General features: G+C 59.5%; 14 protein-coding genes. 4 read left to right on the top strand and 10 right to left on the bottom strand.

Features of this window, described 5'->3' with window-relative positions; all coding sequences use genetic code 11:
• Positions 1–19 precede the first annotated feature (19 nt).
• The 8 genes from K3728_12440 to xth all read right to left on the bottom strand — a co-directional run bounded on the left by K3728_12440 (position 20) and on the right by xth (position 9,512).
• The gene (locus tag K3728_12440; protein ID UWQ94521.1) at positions 20–1,723 is read right to left on the bottom strand and encodes an ABC transporter ATP-binding protein; all 1,704 of its coding nucleotides are present in this window, start codon (positions 1,721–1,723) and stop codon (positions 20–22) included.
• Positions 1,724–2,419 carry a hypothetical protein gene (locus K3728_12435; GenBank protein ID UWQ94520.1) on the bottom strand — a complete coding sequence of 232 codons (696 nt, stop codon included), beginning with the start codon at positions 2,417–2,419 and terminating at the stop codon, positions 1,724–1,726.
• Positions 2,419–3,369, bottom strand: a complete 951-nt coding sequence (locus tag K3728_12430; GenBank protein UWQ94519.1) for an ABC transporter permease — start codon at positions 3,367–3,369, stop codon at positions 2,419–2,421. Before K3728_12430 ends, K3728_12435 begins: the two co-directional genes overlap by 1 nt.
• Positions 3,366–4,394 (bottom strand): ABC transporter permease, encoded by a 1,029-nt coding sequence (locus K3728_12425; protein ID UWQ94518.1) that lies wholly within the window; start codon positions 4,392–4,394, stop codon positions 3,366–3,368. The genes K3728_12430 and K3728_12425 overlap by 4 nt, the downstream gene beginning before the upstream one ends.
• Before the next feature lie 199 nt (positions 4,395–4,593).
• On the bottom strand, positions 4,594–6,150 hold the full coding sequence (locus tag K3728_12420) for an ABC transporter substrate-binding protein (protein UWQ94517.1): 1,557 nt from the start codon (positions 6,148–6,150) through the stop codon (positions 4,594–4,596).
• 214 nt (positions 6,151–6,364) lie between these two features.
• Complete coding sequence (locus K3728_12415; GenBank protein UWQ94516.1) at positions 6,365–6,802, bottom strand: universal stress protein; 438 nt, start codon at positions 6,800–6,802, stop codon at positions 6,365–6,367.
• Positions 6,803–6,981: 179 nt separating this feature from the next.
• Positions 6,982–8,571: an ABC transporter substrate-binding protein gene (locus K3728_12410; GenBank protein UWQ94515.1), complete on the bottom strand. Its 1,590-nt coding sequence runs from the start codon at positions 8,569–8,571 to the stop codon at positions 6,982–6,984.
• 158 nt (positions 8,572–8,729) lie between these two features.
• Complete coding sequence (xth, locus tag K3728_12405; GenBank protein UWQ94514.1) at positions 8,730–9,512, bottom strand: exodeoxyribonuclease III; 783 nt, start codon at positions 9,510–9,512, stop codon at positions 8,730–8,732.
• 177 nt (positions 9,513–9,689) lie between these two features.
• On the opposite strand from xth, the gene K3728_12400 reads away from it, so the two are divergent.
• Positions 9,690–9,944, top strand: coding sequence for a hypothetical protein (locus tag K3728_12400; GenBank protein UWQ94513.1), 255 nt, complete (start codon positions 9,690–9,692; stop codon positions 9,942–9,944).
• Here the strand turns inward: K3728_12400 and K3728_12395 are convergent.
• The gene (locus K3728_12395; protein UWQ94512.1) at positions 9,941–10,324 is read right to left on the bottom strand and encodes an STAS/SEC14 domain-containing protein; all 384 of its coding nucleotides are present in this window, start codon (positions 10,322–10,324) and stop codon (positions 9,941–9,943) included. The genes K3728_12400 and K3728_12395 overlap by 4 nt on opposite strands.
• Before the next feature lie 171 nt (positions 10,325–10,495).
• Between K3728_12395 and K3728_12390 the strand changes: the two genes are divergently transcribed.
• From K3728_12390 to clpX, 3 genes are all read left to right on the top strand, one after another.
• The gene (locus K3728_12390) at positions 10,496–11,473 is read left to right on the top strand and encodes a nitronate monooxygenase family protein (GenBank protein UWQ94511.1); all 978 of its coding nucleotides are present in this window, start codon (positions 10,496–10,498) and stop codon (positions 11,471–11,473) included.
• Between the two features lie 323 nt (positions 11,474–11,796).
• Positions 11,797–12,423, top strand: coding sequence for an ATP-dependent Clp protease proteolytic subunit (locus K3728_12385; GenBank protein UWQ94510.1), 627 nt, complete (start codon positions 11,797–11,799; stop codon positions 12,421–12,423).
• Between the two features lie 189 nt (positions 12,424–12,612).
• Positions 12,613–13,878, top strand: coding sequence for an ATP-dependent Clp protease ATP-binding subunit ClpX (clpX, locus tag K3728_12380; GenBank protein UWQ94509.1), 1,266 nt, complete (start codon positions 12,613–12,615; stop codon positions 13,876–13,878).
• A 104-nt stretch (positions 13,879–13,982) separates the two neighbouring features.
• Here clpX and K3728_12375 read toward each other — a convergent pair whose 3' ends face one another.
• Positions 13,983–14,978 (bottom strand): hypothetical protein, encoded by a 996-nt coding sequence (locus K3728_12375; GenBank protein ID UWQ94508.1) that lies wholly within the window; start codon positions 14,976–14,978, stop codon positions 13,983–13,985.
• Positions 14,979–15,026 lie beyond the last annotated feature (48 nt).

Raw genomic sequence — 15,026 nt, 5'->3', positions numbered from 1 at the left:
GCGAATTGGGCACGGCGTGTCACGCCACGGATAGCCCCTCGTCGGACAGGCCATCAAGGCGCGGCATCAGAGACAGAAGTTGCTGCGTGTAGGGATGCTGGGGAGAGGCGAACAGAGCCTCTGTTTCAGCCACTTCGACCAGCTCCCCATTCTTCATCACGCCGACCCGGTCACACATCTGGCGCACCACGGGCAGGTCGTGAGAGATGAACAGCATGGTTAACCCAAGATGCTCTTGCAGATCCTTAAGGATGTTAAGAATTTGCGCCTGGATCGAAACATCAAGCGCGCTCGTCGGTTCATCACAGATCAGGAAGCGCGGCTGGGTCGCCAAGGCCCGCGCGATGGAAATTCGCTGCCGTTGACCGCCGGAAAATTCGTGCGGGAACTTCAACCCCGCCTGCGCCCCCAGACCGACCCGGTCAAGCAATTCGTTCACCCGATCTTTCAACGCTTTGCCCGTTAAAAGCCCATGGTGACGGGCGGGCTCTGCGATGATCTCATCCACCCGCATCCGAGGGTTCAGGGACGAATAGGGGTCTTGGAAAATCATCTGGATCTGCTTGCGATACCAATCAGGCACGCCGCCGGGCTGGTTGGAAACGGGCTTGCCATCAAAAGAAACCTCGCCGCCATCGACCTTGTAAAGCCCGGCAATCATCCGGGCGATGGTGGATTTACCCGAGCCGGATTCCCCAACCAATCCAAACACTTCGCCTTCCTTGATGTCGAAGGTCGCGGCGTCCACGGCGGTGAACATCTTGCGGTTACGAGGCAGGATCGCACGGGTCTGCACGAAGCGTTTGGTGATCCCATCGGCCTGCACCAAGGATTTGGAGCGGTCGATCTGAACCTCGGGCCAGTTCCGCTTGAGGTCCTCGATCGCGAATTCCATCACCCGCCCGCCATAGGAAATCAGCGGGAAGCGGTGCAATTTGCGCGTCGGGCGCGGCACGGCGGCGATCAGCGATTTGGTGTATTCGTGTGCGGGCTGGCCAAGGATCTGCGCGGTGGGGCCAGATTCCACAACCTCTCCCATATACATGACCGTGACCTTGTCGGTCGTGTCGGCGATCACGCCCATATCATGGGTAATCAGGATCACGCCAACTTGGCGCTCAGTAGAAAGTTCCTTAATCAGATCAAGGATTTGCGCTTGGATCGACACATCAAGCGCGGTCGTGGGCTCATCGGCGATGATGACATCAGGCTCGGAACAAAGCGCTAAGGCGATGACCACGCGCTGTCGCATCCCGCCCGAGAATTGATGCGGGTATTGGTCAAGCCGCGCCTCAGGATCGGGAATGCCGACACGGTCGATCAGGGCACGGGCGCGGTCGTTGGCCTCATCCGCTGTGACGTCGAGATGTTCAGAGATCGTCTCAACCAACTGTTGGCGCACGGTGAACAGAGGGTTTAACGACGTTAACGGATCTTGGAAGATCATCGAAATCTTCTTGCCGCGCAGGGACCGCATGGCGTCGGCATCAAGGCCCGAGATTTCCTCACCCTTGTAGCGGATGATCCCGCCCGCGATGCGGCCGGGACGGTCCAGAAGGCCCATGACGGCGGCCCCGATGGTGGATTTGCCGGCGCCGGATTCGCCCACAAGCCCGTGGATTTCGCCCGGCTCCACCGAAAGGTTAGCGGCTTTAACGGCTGTGAAAAGCGCGCGGCGGGTGGGGAATTCAACGGTGAGGTTTTCGATTTCAAGCAGGGGCATTTACGTCACCTCAGCTGTGCGGGCAGAGGCCGGAATAGTACCGGTGCGCGCGATGTGTTCGAGTTGGGAGAGAAGACGCGGGTCCAATTCATCCACCAGCCCAATGTGTGGGTGGCTTGGCAAATCGGGCTCTGATTGAGCCACCGCGTCCAGGGCCGATTGCGCATAACGTCGGGCATTCGCCGGGTCACCCCGATGGGCAGCGATCAGCGCGTGGCTGAGGTTGAATTTCAACCGGTCCAAGGCAAAGGTTAGATATTCTTCGTGATCGGCCAAGGCGGCCAATGCTCGGTCGAAAGCCTCATGCTTGGCAGAGGTGGCGACCAGCACAGCGTATTCAAGGTTGATGTTGATGATGTGGTTAGGGTTGCTTTTCTGCCATTCCAAGGCGCGAAGGGCGAAATCCATCATCGCCTCGTCGTCCCCTATTATCTGATGAGCAGTCATCATGGCCATCCAGACCCGACCATCGTCCCAATCTTCTTTGCGGGTTTCGAAATAGAAATCCGCGAGGCGTAATGCGACCTCGGGCAAACGGTCGTGCAAGTAATGGATCTGGATCGACAGAAAGCTATCGCGGGCAGATCGGCAGCGCGAGAGTTTGGCCAAAAAGGCGGTCGCGATCTCGTCTGACCAAGTTTTGTTGCGATACCACTTGTGGTTGCCCTCACGCAGGGGAGGGTTCCCGTAGGTCATCAGCGCAACCTCGGGTTGATGGCGTCACGGAGCCAGTCGCCGAGAAGGTTAACGGCGAGCGCGAGGACAAGGAGCGTGGCGGCGGGGAAGACGAGAATCCACCATTTGCCGGAGAACAGGAACGTCTGACCGATGCGGATCAGGGTGCCGAGGGAAGGCTCGGTGGGCGGTGCACCGACGCCGAGGAAGGACAAGGTCGCCTCGGCGATGATCGCCAATGCCAGCGAGATCGTGGCGATGACCAGCACCGGAGACAGCACGTTCGGCAGGATGTGGCGCGCCATGATGACGAAGGACGAGCGGCCAATCAGGCGGGCGGCCTGAACGTATTCCTTGTTACGCTCCACCAAGGTTGCGCCGCGCACGACGCGGGCGAATTGCACCCAGTCCGACAGGCCAATGGCGAAGATCAGCACGATCAGGGCCATCTCGTCGCGGTACTCGATCGGGGTGACGCCCTTGGCGATCCCCGAGATCAGAAGCGCCACAAGGATGGAGGGGAAGGTCAGCTGGATATCGGCGATGCGCATGATGATCGTCTCGGTCCAGCCGCCCACATAGCCGGCTATCAGGCCCAGGGTAACGCCCAGGATCAGCGCGAAGGACACGGCCGCAAAGCCCACGAACAGCGAAATCCGCAGGCCGAACAGGATGGTCGAGAAGACATCGCGGCCTTGGTCATCGGTGCCCAGAATGAAGCTGTCCCCGGTGAAGGGAGAGGGCGTGCCGGGGGGCGTCAGCCCGTTCATCAGGTTGAGGGACGCCGGGTTGAACGGGTCATGGGGCGCAATCCAAGGGGCGAAGATGGCCGCAAGGACCAGCACCAAGGTCACAATCGCCGAGACCAGCGCCACGGGGGAATGGAGGAAGGCGTAGCCCACATCGCTATCGAGCGCTCGGGCAAGGCGGGATTTGGCCTTGGGCGCGGGGGTAGGAGGAGTATCGCTCATGTCGTTTTCCCATCCACGCGCAGGCGCGGGTCAATCGCCACATAAAGGAGGTCCACGATCAGGTTGATCCCCACAAACATGACAGAGATCAGCATCAGATAGGCCGCCATCACGGGGATATCGACGAACTGGATCGCGTTGATGAACAAAAGCCCGACACCGGGCCATTGAAAGACCGTCTCGGTAATGATCGCAAAGGCGATGATGGAGCCCAGTTGCAGGCCCGTCACGGTAATCACTGGGACCATGGTGTTTTTCAGGGCGTGGCGGAAGTTGATCGCCCGGTCTGAAAGCCCACGGGCACGGGCAAAACGGATGTAGTCGGCGCGCAGCACCTCCAGCATCTCGGCCCGCACGAGGCGCATGATAAGTGTCATTTGGTAGAGGCCCAGGGTAATCGCCGGAAGGACGATGCTTTGCAGGCCGTCCCAAGTGGCAAGGCCCGAGTTCCATCCGCCAACCCAGCCGAAGACAGGGCGCGTATCGCCGCGTCCAAAGATCGGCATCCCCCCGGTATTGAAGGTGATGTCCGTGAAGGGAATGCGTACCTCAAGGCCCACGCCAAAGGCATAGATCAGCAGCACGCCGATCAGGAATGTGGGCAGGGATACGCCAATCAAACTGGCGGACATGATGAAATTGGCCCAGAATCCATCGCGGCGAATGGCGGTGAAAATCCCCAGAACAATGCCCATCCCCAACGCGATCAGGCCCGACACAAGGGCCAGTTCCAGCGTGGCGGGAAGCCGTTCGATGATGATCTCGGCGACGGGGCGGCCTTGGCGGTAGGAAATCCCGAAATCGCCCTGCACGGCACGCACGAGGAAGTCCCAGTATTGCACGAAGAACGGCTTATTGAGCCCAAGGACTTCGCGCAGCCGTTCGATATCTTGGACCGTGCGTTCCTGACCCAACATCGTATCGACGGGGTCGCCCACGAACCGGAACATGGCAAAGGCCACAAGCCCCACGACCAGAAGGACGAGGATGGACTGGGCGATACGTTTGAGGATGAAACTAAGCATTCAACGGTTCTGCGCTGTGAAGAGGTGACGGGTCAAGCCGCGACCTGAGGGTTCTGGCGAACCTGTGAACCAAGCGCCGACGTGGGGAGAGTTTGAGAGGGGCCTTGAAGCCCCTCTCGATTGTGGGGTTTGGGGGATTATTCCCCCAAGGTTGCGCGGCCCAAAGCCGCCCGAAGGGGCGGCGCGGGGCGCAACGGGCCTATTCTACCGGAAGACCCATTGTTACCCAACGCAGGATGAAGAAGTTGTCAGGACGTTGCGTCAGTTCGATCCCGTCGGCGACACCCCACAGCAGAGGCTGCACGTACATGGTGTTATAAACCGCATCCTGCTGCACGATGGCCGCGGCCTCATCCAGCATTGCCTGACGGGCATCTGGGTCAATCTCGGACTGGATCAGGGGCAGCATCTCGTCGATGCGGGGGTTGGAATAGCCGCCAAAGTTCCAAGTGCCCAAACGCTCTCCGTTTGTGTGAACGAGGAACCGCAGGGGGTGCTCGGCATCAAACGTGCCGGGCGACCAACCCAGAAGGTACATGTCGTAGTTATCGGCCCGCAGTTCCGGCCAGTAGTTGGACACGGGCATGGTTTCGAGCTGAGCGTTCAGGCCCACTTGCGCCAACATGCCCACAACGGCTTGGCACACGGCCTCGTCATTGAGGTAGCGGTCGTTGGGGCAGGACAGGTTAAAGGTGGCCCCGTCGGCGCCCGCTTCGGCAATCAGCGACCGGGCGAGGTCTTGATCATAGGCGGGACGTGCTGCGTTGGCTTCGGAGAAGCCGCGCATGGCGGGGGAGACAAGCTGGCTGGCCTCTTCCGCATTGCCGCCCATGATCGCTTGCAAAATTGCAGGAACGTTGATCGCATGGGCCACGGCTTGGCGCACACGGACATCGGCGAAGATGTTGTCTTCCCCGCTCAGCAGTGTTTCGTGGTCATGGCCGTAACCCAGCATGATCACGCGGGCCTCGATGCCCGACAGCACATGCACCCCGTCAGAGGCGTTGACACGGTCTGCGTCTTGCACCGGTACAGGGTCGATCAGGTCAACGTCACCGGCCAGAAGGGCGGCCACGGCGGTGGCAGAGTTCTGGATCGGCGTGAAGATCGCCTCGGTCACGTTATGCTCGACCTCGCCCCACCAGCCGTCGAAGGGCACAAGCACGGTTTCCAGATCGGGCTGGCGGCTTTGTAGCATGAAGGCGGCGGTGCCGTTGACGTTGCGGGTGGCGAAGTTCTCGGTGTCGCGGGCAGGGCGCTCGGCCCCGTTTGCTGCGGCCCAATCGCTATCCATCATCATCCAGTTGGCGATGCTGTCAGGGAAGATCGGCTGCGGAGAAGTGGTAAGGATATCAACGGTATATTCATCCACCACATTGACGCCCGAAACGACAGCGAACCAGCTGGCCACGTCGCTATCTTCCGAGGACGCCCGCTCGTAGCTGAACAGCACGTCATCGGCGTTGAACGCCGCGCCATCATGGAAGCTCACGCCTTGGCGCAGGTTGAAGCGCCAGCCCGCGCCATCGGGCAGGGGTTCCCAGCTTTCGGCCAAGGCAGGTTCGATCGCCATGTCACGGCCACGACGCACGAGGCCTTCGTAAACGTTGTTAAGGAATCCCAACACAGGCGCAGAGGAAACCGCGTGGGGGTCCATGGTTTGCGGATCAGTGGTGGCGGACCAGCGGAAGGTTTCAGCCTGCGCAGGAAGTGCGGTGGCCAGCGCAAGGACGCTAGCGGTGAGAAGGCGGTTCATTTGATATCTCTCCCCAGAGGTAGGTGGCGCATGTTTTGCGCCCATCGCCGGGCAGCGTGGCCCATTGGTCGATTTAGCGCGAGGGGAGAGGTGGTCACGAAGCTGTGAGATTGCGCAGGGTTATTGTGCAAATGCGCACGAATGCAGCGACGTGCCTGTTATTTCACTTGGAGTGAAAGGCGCGGCCTTGAGCGATGGGCCGCGCCAATGCGGGTTAGTTATGGACGGTTAGGCAGGAGCAATCAGCACCCCGGCTGACCTTCTGGCTTACTGATCCCAGAAACAGGCTGGCGACAGAGCCCAAACCGCGCCGCCCCATGACGATCAGGTCAGCGTCATTAAGCTTGGCAGCGTCCAGAATGGCATCGGCGGGATCGGTATCGCCGATGGTGGTGCTGGCGGGCGCGGTGCCTAGCTCCGTCGCGCGGGCGGTGGATGCCTCCATAACCTCTTGACCCGCAAGCATAATCTGCTCGGGCGTGACGGGCACATCAACCACCGAGAACCCGACCGCCACGGCCGTGGTTTCCAGTTGCGGCGAGTGAACAAGATGCACCGCCGCGCCAAAGGTCTTGGCCAGCCCACAGGCGGTTTCCAAGGCTTTGTTAGAGGCTTCGGAGCCATCGAGGGCGACTACGATTGAAGTGAACATAGGGGCGGTCCTTTCGAATAGGTCACGCGGGATTGCGCCTATGACACTGCCAGACATGCGCCCCGGCTGCTTTGATCTTTGTCAAACGGGGGGCGGGCCGGCGTAAAAAAGCCTGCCCGAAAGATCGCGCTTCCGGGCAGGCCAATGGTTAAAGGCGTTAACGCCTTTTTTCGTGGGGCTTAGTTCAGCTCGAAATACTGGAACTTCACCTGATCGTCGGCATCTACCAGCGTGGACCACGCATCCGAGATGCCCCAGTTCAGAACCTGGTGGTGGATCGGCAGGTAGATCAACTCGGCCGAAGCCATGGTCCAGAGGTCGGCGATGGTTTGATCGCGTGCCTCAAGATCTGTCTCGGACGACAGGGAAACGATCATCTCGTCCATCGCAGGGTTCGAGAAGCCGGTACCGTTCCAGCTGCCACGACCGTCGGTGCGGGTGTGATAGAGGAAGTTGAAGACGTACTCAGAATCATACGTCGGCACGCCCCAACCCAACATATAAAGGTCTGTCTCGCCATTCGCGATCAGCGGGAAGTGCTGGGCGCGGGGCAGGGCAGAAAGGTTAACGGTGATGCCGATTTGGGCGAACATGCCCACAGCCGCCTGACAGATTGACTCGTCGTTCACGTAGCGATCATTGGGGCAATCAAGCTGGATCGAGAAACCGTCTCCGTAGCCCGCTTCTTCCATCAGCGCGCGCGCCGCATCCACGTCGTAGGCGGGATAGGCTTCCAGGTCTTCGGTCCAGCCGTTGACCGGAGGGGGCAACATCGCGCCGGTAGGATCAGACTGGCCCCGCATCACGACCTGCATGATCGCGTCACGGTTAATGGCGATGTTCATCGCTTCACGCACACGCGGATCGGCCAGCGGGTTTGCGCCCTCCACATCGTCGCGCTCCAGATCATCTGCACCGACGTTGAGGCCGAAGAAGATGTTGCGGTTCTGCGGGCCGGTGCCAAGGCCGATGCCGTCGGCGGCTTCCACACGCTCCAAGTCCTGCACAGGCACGTCTTGGACGAAGTCCACTTCACCGCCCAAGAAGGCGGCCAGACGGGTGGCGGGGTTCTGGATCGGGGTGAAAATGATCTCGGTCACGTCCATCGGGAACAGATCCATGCCCCAGTATTCGGGGTTCTGGGTCAGCACCGTCTGCACGTCCGCCTCGCGACTTTGCAAGATGTAGGGTCCGGTGCCGTTCACGTTGCGGGCCGCGAAAGTGTCTTCGCCCGCCGCGTAATCTTGGACGTTCTCGGCGCCGTTCTCGACCGACCAGCCCTCATCCATCATCATGATGTTGGTAAGGTTGTTAGGCAAAAGCGGGTTGGGACCCTCGGTTTCGATCTCGACAGTAAAGTCACCGGTCGCGCGAACGTCCACAACGCCCGAGAGCAGTTCCTTGAAGTTCGACGATTCCTGCATCGCCCGATTGAGGCTGAACACAACGTCGGAGGCGTCAAAGCTTTCGCCGCCGTGGAATGTCACGCCTTCGCGGATCTGAAACACCCAGATGCTGGGGTTATCCTCGCTGGGGGCCCATTCGGTGGCCAAGGCGGCCTCCATCTCGCCCGCCATGTTGCGGGCAACGAGCGGATTATAGATTTGGTGCATGAGGGTCGTTGTCGGCCCCTCGTTCTGGCTGTGAGGGTCCAGGGTCAGCGCCTCGGACGCGCGGGTCCAGCGCAGGGTTTCAGCGGAAAGCGAGGTGGCGGTGATGGCGGTTGTCGCCAGCAAAGCCGCGCCTAGCGCGATAAATCGGTTGGTCATTTTAGTCTCCCGGTTGTGGTTTTGAAGTCGGGTAACGGTCGTTGCCGTCCGGGAACACTATTGACGCCCCACGCGACTTGTCCAGTTCGCAGGGGGGGGTAATTGGGCAAAGGGTCGTAAGGTTAACGTGATTAACCTCTTGCGGCGGCGCTGTGCTATCAGGCGGCCAGCTCAATCCAGACGGGGACGTGGTCCGACGGCTTTTCACGGCCCCGCACGTCCTTTTCGATCCAGCAATCCAGTAACAGATCCGCAGCCTCGGAGCTTAGCAAGTGATGGTCGATGCGAATGCCGTCGTCCCGGTTCCACGCGCCCGCCTGATAATCCCAGAACGAGTACATCCCCGGCGCTTGGTTGCAGGCGCGAAAAGCCTCGGTAAATCCAAGGTTTAGAAGACGGCGGAAGGCGGCACGGCTTTCTGGGCGGGCAAGGGCATCTTCGTGCCAAACCTCGGGGCGGGCGGCATCTTCATCTTGGGGGATGATGTTGTAATCGCCCGCCATCACCACCGGCATTTCATTCGCAAGAAGGCGCTGCGCGTGGGCGTGCATCCGCGCCATCCAGGCCAGTTTGTAGTCGTACTTAGGGCCGGGCACCGGGTTGCCGTTGGGCAGATAGAGGCCGCAGACACGCACCGCCTCATTGTCGCCGATCACCGTCGCCTCGATCCAGCGGGCCTGTTCATCTTCATCGTCACCGGGAAGGCCACGACTGACATCTTCGAGCGGCAGTTTGGATAGGATAGCGACCCCGTTGAAGCCCTTTTGTCCATGAGTTTCAACGGCATAGCCGCGGTCCTCAAACAGATCCCTTGGAAAGCCCTCGTCCACGGATTTGATCTCTTGCAGCAGGGCCACGTCGGGCTTTGCTTCATCCAGCCAATCGCCCAGGGCGTTGATGCGAGCCTTAACGCCGTTAATGTTGAATGTCGCGATCCGCATGGGGGCAGTCCCTTTCGTGAGCCATGACCCAGACGGGCCACGTCCCCCGTTTTGCCCCTTTGCCACCCGCTTGCCAAGCGCTGCTTTGGACGCGTTTCGATGAATTCTCCCCCTATGCTGCGCTGCCGCATGGTCTAGATTAAGGCGCGTATTACAGGACAACGTAAGGGCGACCCGATGTTGAAATTCCTCTTTGGTGGCAAGAAAAACGGATCTCAGGTGGTGATCGAGAGCGACCGGGCGCGTTTTGAGCGTCTGATCGAAGAAATGAACGCCACGATTGATACGCTTGCCCACAAGCCACGCGTCACGATTGATCCGGCAACGGGCCACATCTTGCCCGAAATGCCCGAGCAATTCGCCGATGAGGCTTTGGCATTGCCCGCGCCGGAAACTGAAGCGGTTTCTGAAGAGCCGATCGCCGCGCCTTAGGCGGTGCGCTGGTCGGCCAACCAAGCGGTCGCGCTGACTTCATCGTCGAAGTTCTTGATCTCCAACCCCGGCAGCAGCGCGGATTCGACTGTCGCGGCGGCTCGGAAAAACTGGTTGTGGCTGACAAAGGCGGCGCGATCGATTTGATGAAGCACGTTAATCATTTGCGGCCAGTGGCGCAGTTCAACCCCAATCGCCCCGATCGACGGCCATTCCGCCCCTTGGTCAATCATTAACAAATCGCCATGGGCCATCCCCTCCATCTCAAGGGGGAGCGCCTGCAAAGCCGCCTCCATCGCCACGGAATCAAATGCGCCCGCCATAGTGATCTTCAGGGAATTCGGGCCTGTGCGATCAACGGTGAAATGGGATTGGGTCATCGGGGTCTCCTGTCTGCTGGGGTTGGGGAAAGGTGACACAAAAAAGGTGGGAACGCTTTGATCAAGGTCAAGCGAAACGCTGCGAAGGGGCACGCGCGGCGCAATGTGACGGTGCGTCCTTCTTGCCGATCCACAGGCGGCGCGATAGCGTCACGGGCAAGGGAGGGCGACATGCCAAATACAAGAGAATTACCAAGCGTTTTTAAAGGGTTGCGACTGCCTGTCGTGGGCAGCCCCCTGTTCATCGTATCCAGCCCCGAGCTGGTCATCGCCCAGTGTTGCGCGGGTATTGTGGGCTCTTTCCCGGCGCTGAACGCGCGGGAAAAAGACGGCGACCCGATTGCGCTGGAAGCGTGGTTGAAGCAGATCACCGAGGCGTTGGACGCGTGGAACCAAGCTAACCCCGACACCCCCGCCGCGCCCTATGCGGTCAACCAGATCGTGCACCGATCCAACGCGCGACTAGAGCGCGACCTAGAGATCTGCGCCCGCTGGAATGTGCCGATCTGGATCACCTCCCTCGGCGCGCGGGAAGAGGTTAACGATGCCGCTCATTCCTGCGGCGGCATCGCGTTGCATGACGTGATTAACAACACCTTCGCGAAAAAGGCGATCTCGAAGGGTGCGGACGGGTTGATTGCAGTCGCCGCAGGGGCCGGCGGACACGCGGGCCAACAGTCGCCGTTTGCGCTGATCCAGGAAATCCGCGAATGGTTTGAGGGGCCGCTACTGCTGAGCGGATCAATCGCAACGGGCGACGCGGTGCTGGCCGCGCAGGCGATGGGGGCGGATCTGGCCTACATCGGATCTCCGTTCATCGCGACGGATGAGGCCCACGCCGCCCCCGCCTACAAGCAGATGATCGCGGACTCAGGCGCCGAGGATATTGTGCTTTCCTCTTTGTTTACGGGCGTTTCTGGGAACTACTTAAAGCCGTCGATCACCGCCGCAGGCATGGACCCGGATGCTTTGGAAAAGGCCGATGTCAGCTCCATGAATTTCGCGGACGGCGCGTCGAAACCCAAGGCGTGGAGCCAAGTATGGGGCGCAGGCCAAGGGATCGGAGCGGTGAAGTCCGTCGGTCCGGCGCGCGAATTGGTGGCGCGGTTGGAGCGAGAGTACAAAGCGGCCCGCGAGCGCCTGCTTTAATTAACCGGGGCACCGTTTACAGAGGTGCCCCGCTGTTTCTTCCGGTTTCTGATGTTGGTTTCAGAGCAGGACTTTCATTTTTGCAATACTTATCCCCAGATGATTGCAAGGTTATCCCCGCAGGTCTGTTGCTTTTCGGATTTTCAGGTGTCGGGTAGTTCCGTTGGGCGAACTTCATTATTACCCAAGCCTTCGGTAAGAAAACCGGCGAAAATTACCAAAGGATTGCCGAAGACACGCGAATTCAACCGATGGTGCCCTTGCAGCCCTGAAACGCCAGACATAGACTCTTGCAGAACAGAACATCTGATGAGGCAGGCGCAATGCACGACCCCGTGGAATATTTCCAAAATAACCTGGTCCCGATGGTGGTTGAACAAACCAGCCGCGGCGAGCGGGCCTATGACATTTTCTCGCGCCTCCTGAAGGAGCGGATCGTGTTTGTGAACGGCCCGATCCACTCCGGCATGAGCCACCTGATCGTGGCCCAGTTGCTGCATCTTGAGGCGGAAAACCCCTCGAAAGAAATTTCGATGTATATCAACTCGCCCGGTGGTGAAGTGACGGCCGGCATGTCGATCTACGACACGATGCAGTATATCAAGCCCAAGGTGTCGACGCTGATCTGCGGCATGGCGGCCTCGATGGGGTCGGCGATTGCGATTGGCGGCGAGAAGGGGATGCGGTTCGCGCTGCCCAACGCTGAAATCATGGTGCACCAGCCCTCTGGCGGGTCGCGCGGCATGGCCTCGGACATCCTGATCTCCGCGCGCCATATTGAGCGGACTCGGGAGCGCCTGTATCAACTGTATGTTAACCATTCTGGTCAAGACTACGAGACGGTTCAAAAGGCATTGGACCGCGATTTGTGGATGACCCCAGAAGAGGCCAAAGAATGGGGCCATGTGGACGAAATCGTCGCCACACGCGGCGGCAGCGACGCAGATTAAGGCCGCTAGGCACTTGTGACTTTTGCGCAGGGCCTTCGGGCCCTGTTGCATGAAGGGGCCAGCACTTGGCCGCATCGGAATTTGCGATTGTGACCGGGGCGGGGCTGTTCTAGGCTGGCCAAAATCCGGTAAGATGACTGGTGTTTCGCGGCGATCCAGCCGTGTGAGGGCCCGGGTAAGGTGAACGATATGGCAAGTAATTCCGGCAACGATTCCAAGAACACGCTTTATTGCTCGTTCTGTGGCAAAAGCCAGCACGAGGTTCGCAAGTTGATTGCGGGCCCGACTGTATTCATCTGCGATGAATGCGTCGAACTGTGCATGGACATCATCCGAGAAGAGACCAAAAGCGCCGGGCTGAAAAGCGACGATGGCGTACCGTCCCCGAAAGAGATTTGCGGCGTTCTGGACGATTATGTGATCGGTCAGGCTCATGCCAAGCGGGTGCTCTCGGTGGCTGTGCATAACCACTACAAGCGTCTGAATCATACGGATAAATCCGATATCGAATTGGCGAAATCTAACATCATGCTGATCGGCCCCACGGGGTGCGGCAAGACGCTGTTGGCACAAACGCTGGCGCGGATTCTGGATGTGCCGTTCACCATGGCCGACGCCACTACCCTGACTGAGGCGGGCTACGTGGGCGAGGATGTGGAGAATATCATCCTCAAGCTCTTGCAGGCCTCAGAATATAACGTGGAGCGTGCGCAACGCGGCATCGTTTATATTGACGAAGTCGATAAAATTACGCGCAAGTCCGACAACCCCTCCATCACCCGCGACGTGTCGGGCGAAGGGGTGCAGCAGGCGCTTCTGAAGATCATGGAAGGCACCGTCGCATCCGTGCCGCCGCAAGGTGGTCGCAAGCATCCGCAGCAGGAATTCCTGCAAGTGGACACGACGAACATCCTGTTCATCTGTGGTGGCGCATTTGCCGGGCTCGACAAGATTATCGCGCAGCGCGGTAAGGGCTCTGCCATGGGCTTTGGAGCCGATGTGCGTGACCCTGAAGCAAAATCCGTGGGTGAATACTTCAAAGATCTGGAGCCTGAAGATCTGCTGAAATTCGGTTTGATCCCTGAATTTGTGGGTCGTCTGCCCGTCATTGCGACGCTGGAAGACCTGGACGAGGACGCCCTGGTTACGATCCTGACCGGTCCGAAAAACGCACTGGTAAAACAGTATCAGCGCCTGTTCGAGCTGGAAGATGTGAAGCTGACTTTCACCGATGACGCCATGAGCGCGATCGCCAAACGCGCAATCGCTCGCAAAACCGGCGCGCGGGGCCTGCGGTCGATCATGGAGGATATCCTGCTGGAAACCATGTTCGAGATGCCCGGTTCCGAAGGGGTTGAAGAGGTTGTGGTAAACGAAGAAGCGGTGACCTCGGACACGCAGCCTTTGATGATCTACGCGGAACGCTCCAAGGAAGAGCCCGCCTCGGCGAGCTGATCCCAAAGACATTTCTTAAGAATTGCCCCCGCCCAATTTGGGCGGGGGTTTCTTTTATGGCGTGTGAGGAGAGCTGAGCCCGGATTGAGGGCCCAGCGGTTAGGTTATCGCAGCCAAAGCTTTTCACGCTTGAGGGTGTTTCTGATCTGCTGTTCCCGCCGGGGAAGGTTGGCCCGATCAAACAATGCCCGCGCTTTCGCCCCTTTGCCTTGGAAAATCATCCGGCGCATCGGCTCGTAGGTCTTGAGCACCTTTTTGATTTTATTGGGGGCTGCCACTTCCTCTAACGTGTCCACCACTTTCTGGCTTTCGCGGGCATAAAGAAGGGGCAACACCCTGTAATGGCAGGAGGTTTTTCCGTCGAGCCAGCCGGGTTCCAAGGCGTCGCGGCCACCGCCGAAGGAGTGGATCACGAGGGGCAGAGCCACTTGGTCGAGCCATGGATCGAGGGTCTGACAGACCAGTTCGGCGGGAGCGTTATGGCGGATTTGGGTGGCGTATTCGGTGAAGCGGTCGCCAAATTCATGGGGGCACTTATAGTAGAAGAACCCCGCGTTGAAGTAGAGGTAGCGGCGCCAATACTCATCGGGGTGCGACGTGTCGAGGGAGGAGGCGAAATCCAGCCCGAACATGTCATAAAGCGATTTCCACGTTTGCGTATAGCCGGGGCCATAAAGCTCGATTTGGGGCCAAGTCCCCTCAACCCGGCGCGAGGCGGTGGGTTTGGAGAAATCGAAGGGCACGTCGGTCAGATCGCCCAAGATCAACGTATCGGTGTCAAAGAAAACGAAAGGCTCACCCTTGGGCAGAGCCTTAAGCGCCTCAATCTTGTTGCCATAGGGATAGGCTTCGCCGAAATGATTGTTCTCGAACGGAATAATCTCTGCGCCAAGCTCGGCTAAAGCATTGCGAACGGCGTTGTCGCCCATGCGCGGATCTTTGGACCACCGAGGGCCGGGTTGGGGTTCGGCGACGAGAAGCTTGCCGGGAAAATCGGGGTTCGCGGCCCGAAAGGACGCCGCAAAAAGCACGGCTTCATACTGTAGGCGGCCATTTTGGCCAACGATCATCACGTTGAAAGGGGTCGCGTTACGCGCCATGGAAGTGTCCCGCTGCTCGGCTGGTTATTTTCCGTCAGTATAGGGCGA

This window comes from Rhodobacteraceae bacterium M385, from assembly GCA_025141835.1.
In the GTDB taxonomy this organism is placed as follows: domain Bacteria; phylum Pseudomonadota; class Alphaproteobacteria; order Rhodobacterales; family Rhodobacteraceae; genus Gymnodinialimonas.
This window is presented reverse-complemented; position numbering and strand designations above follow the sequence as displayed.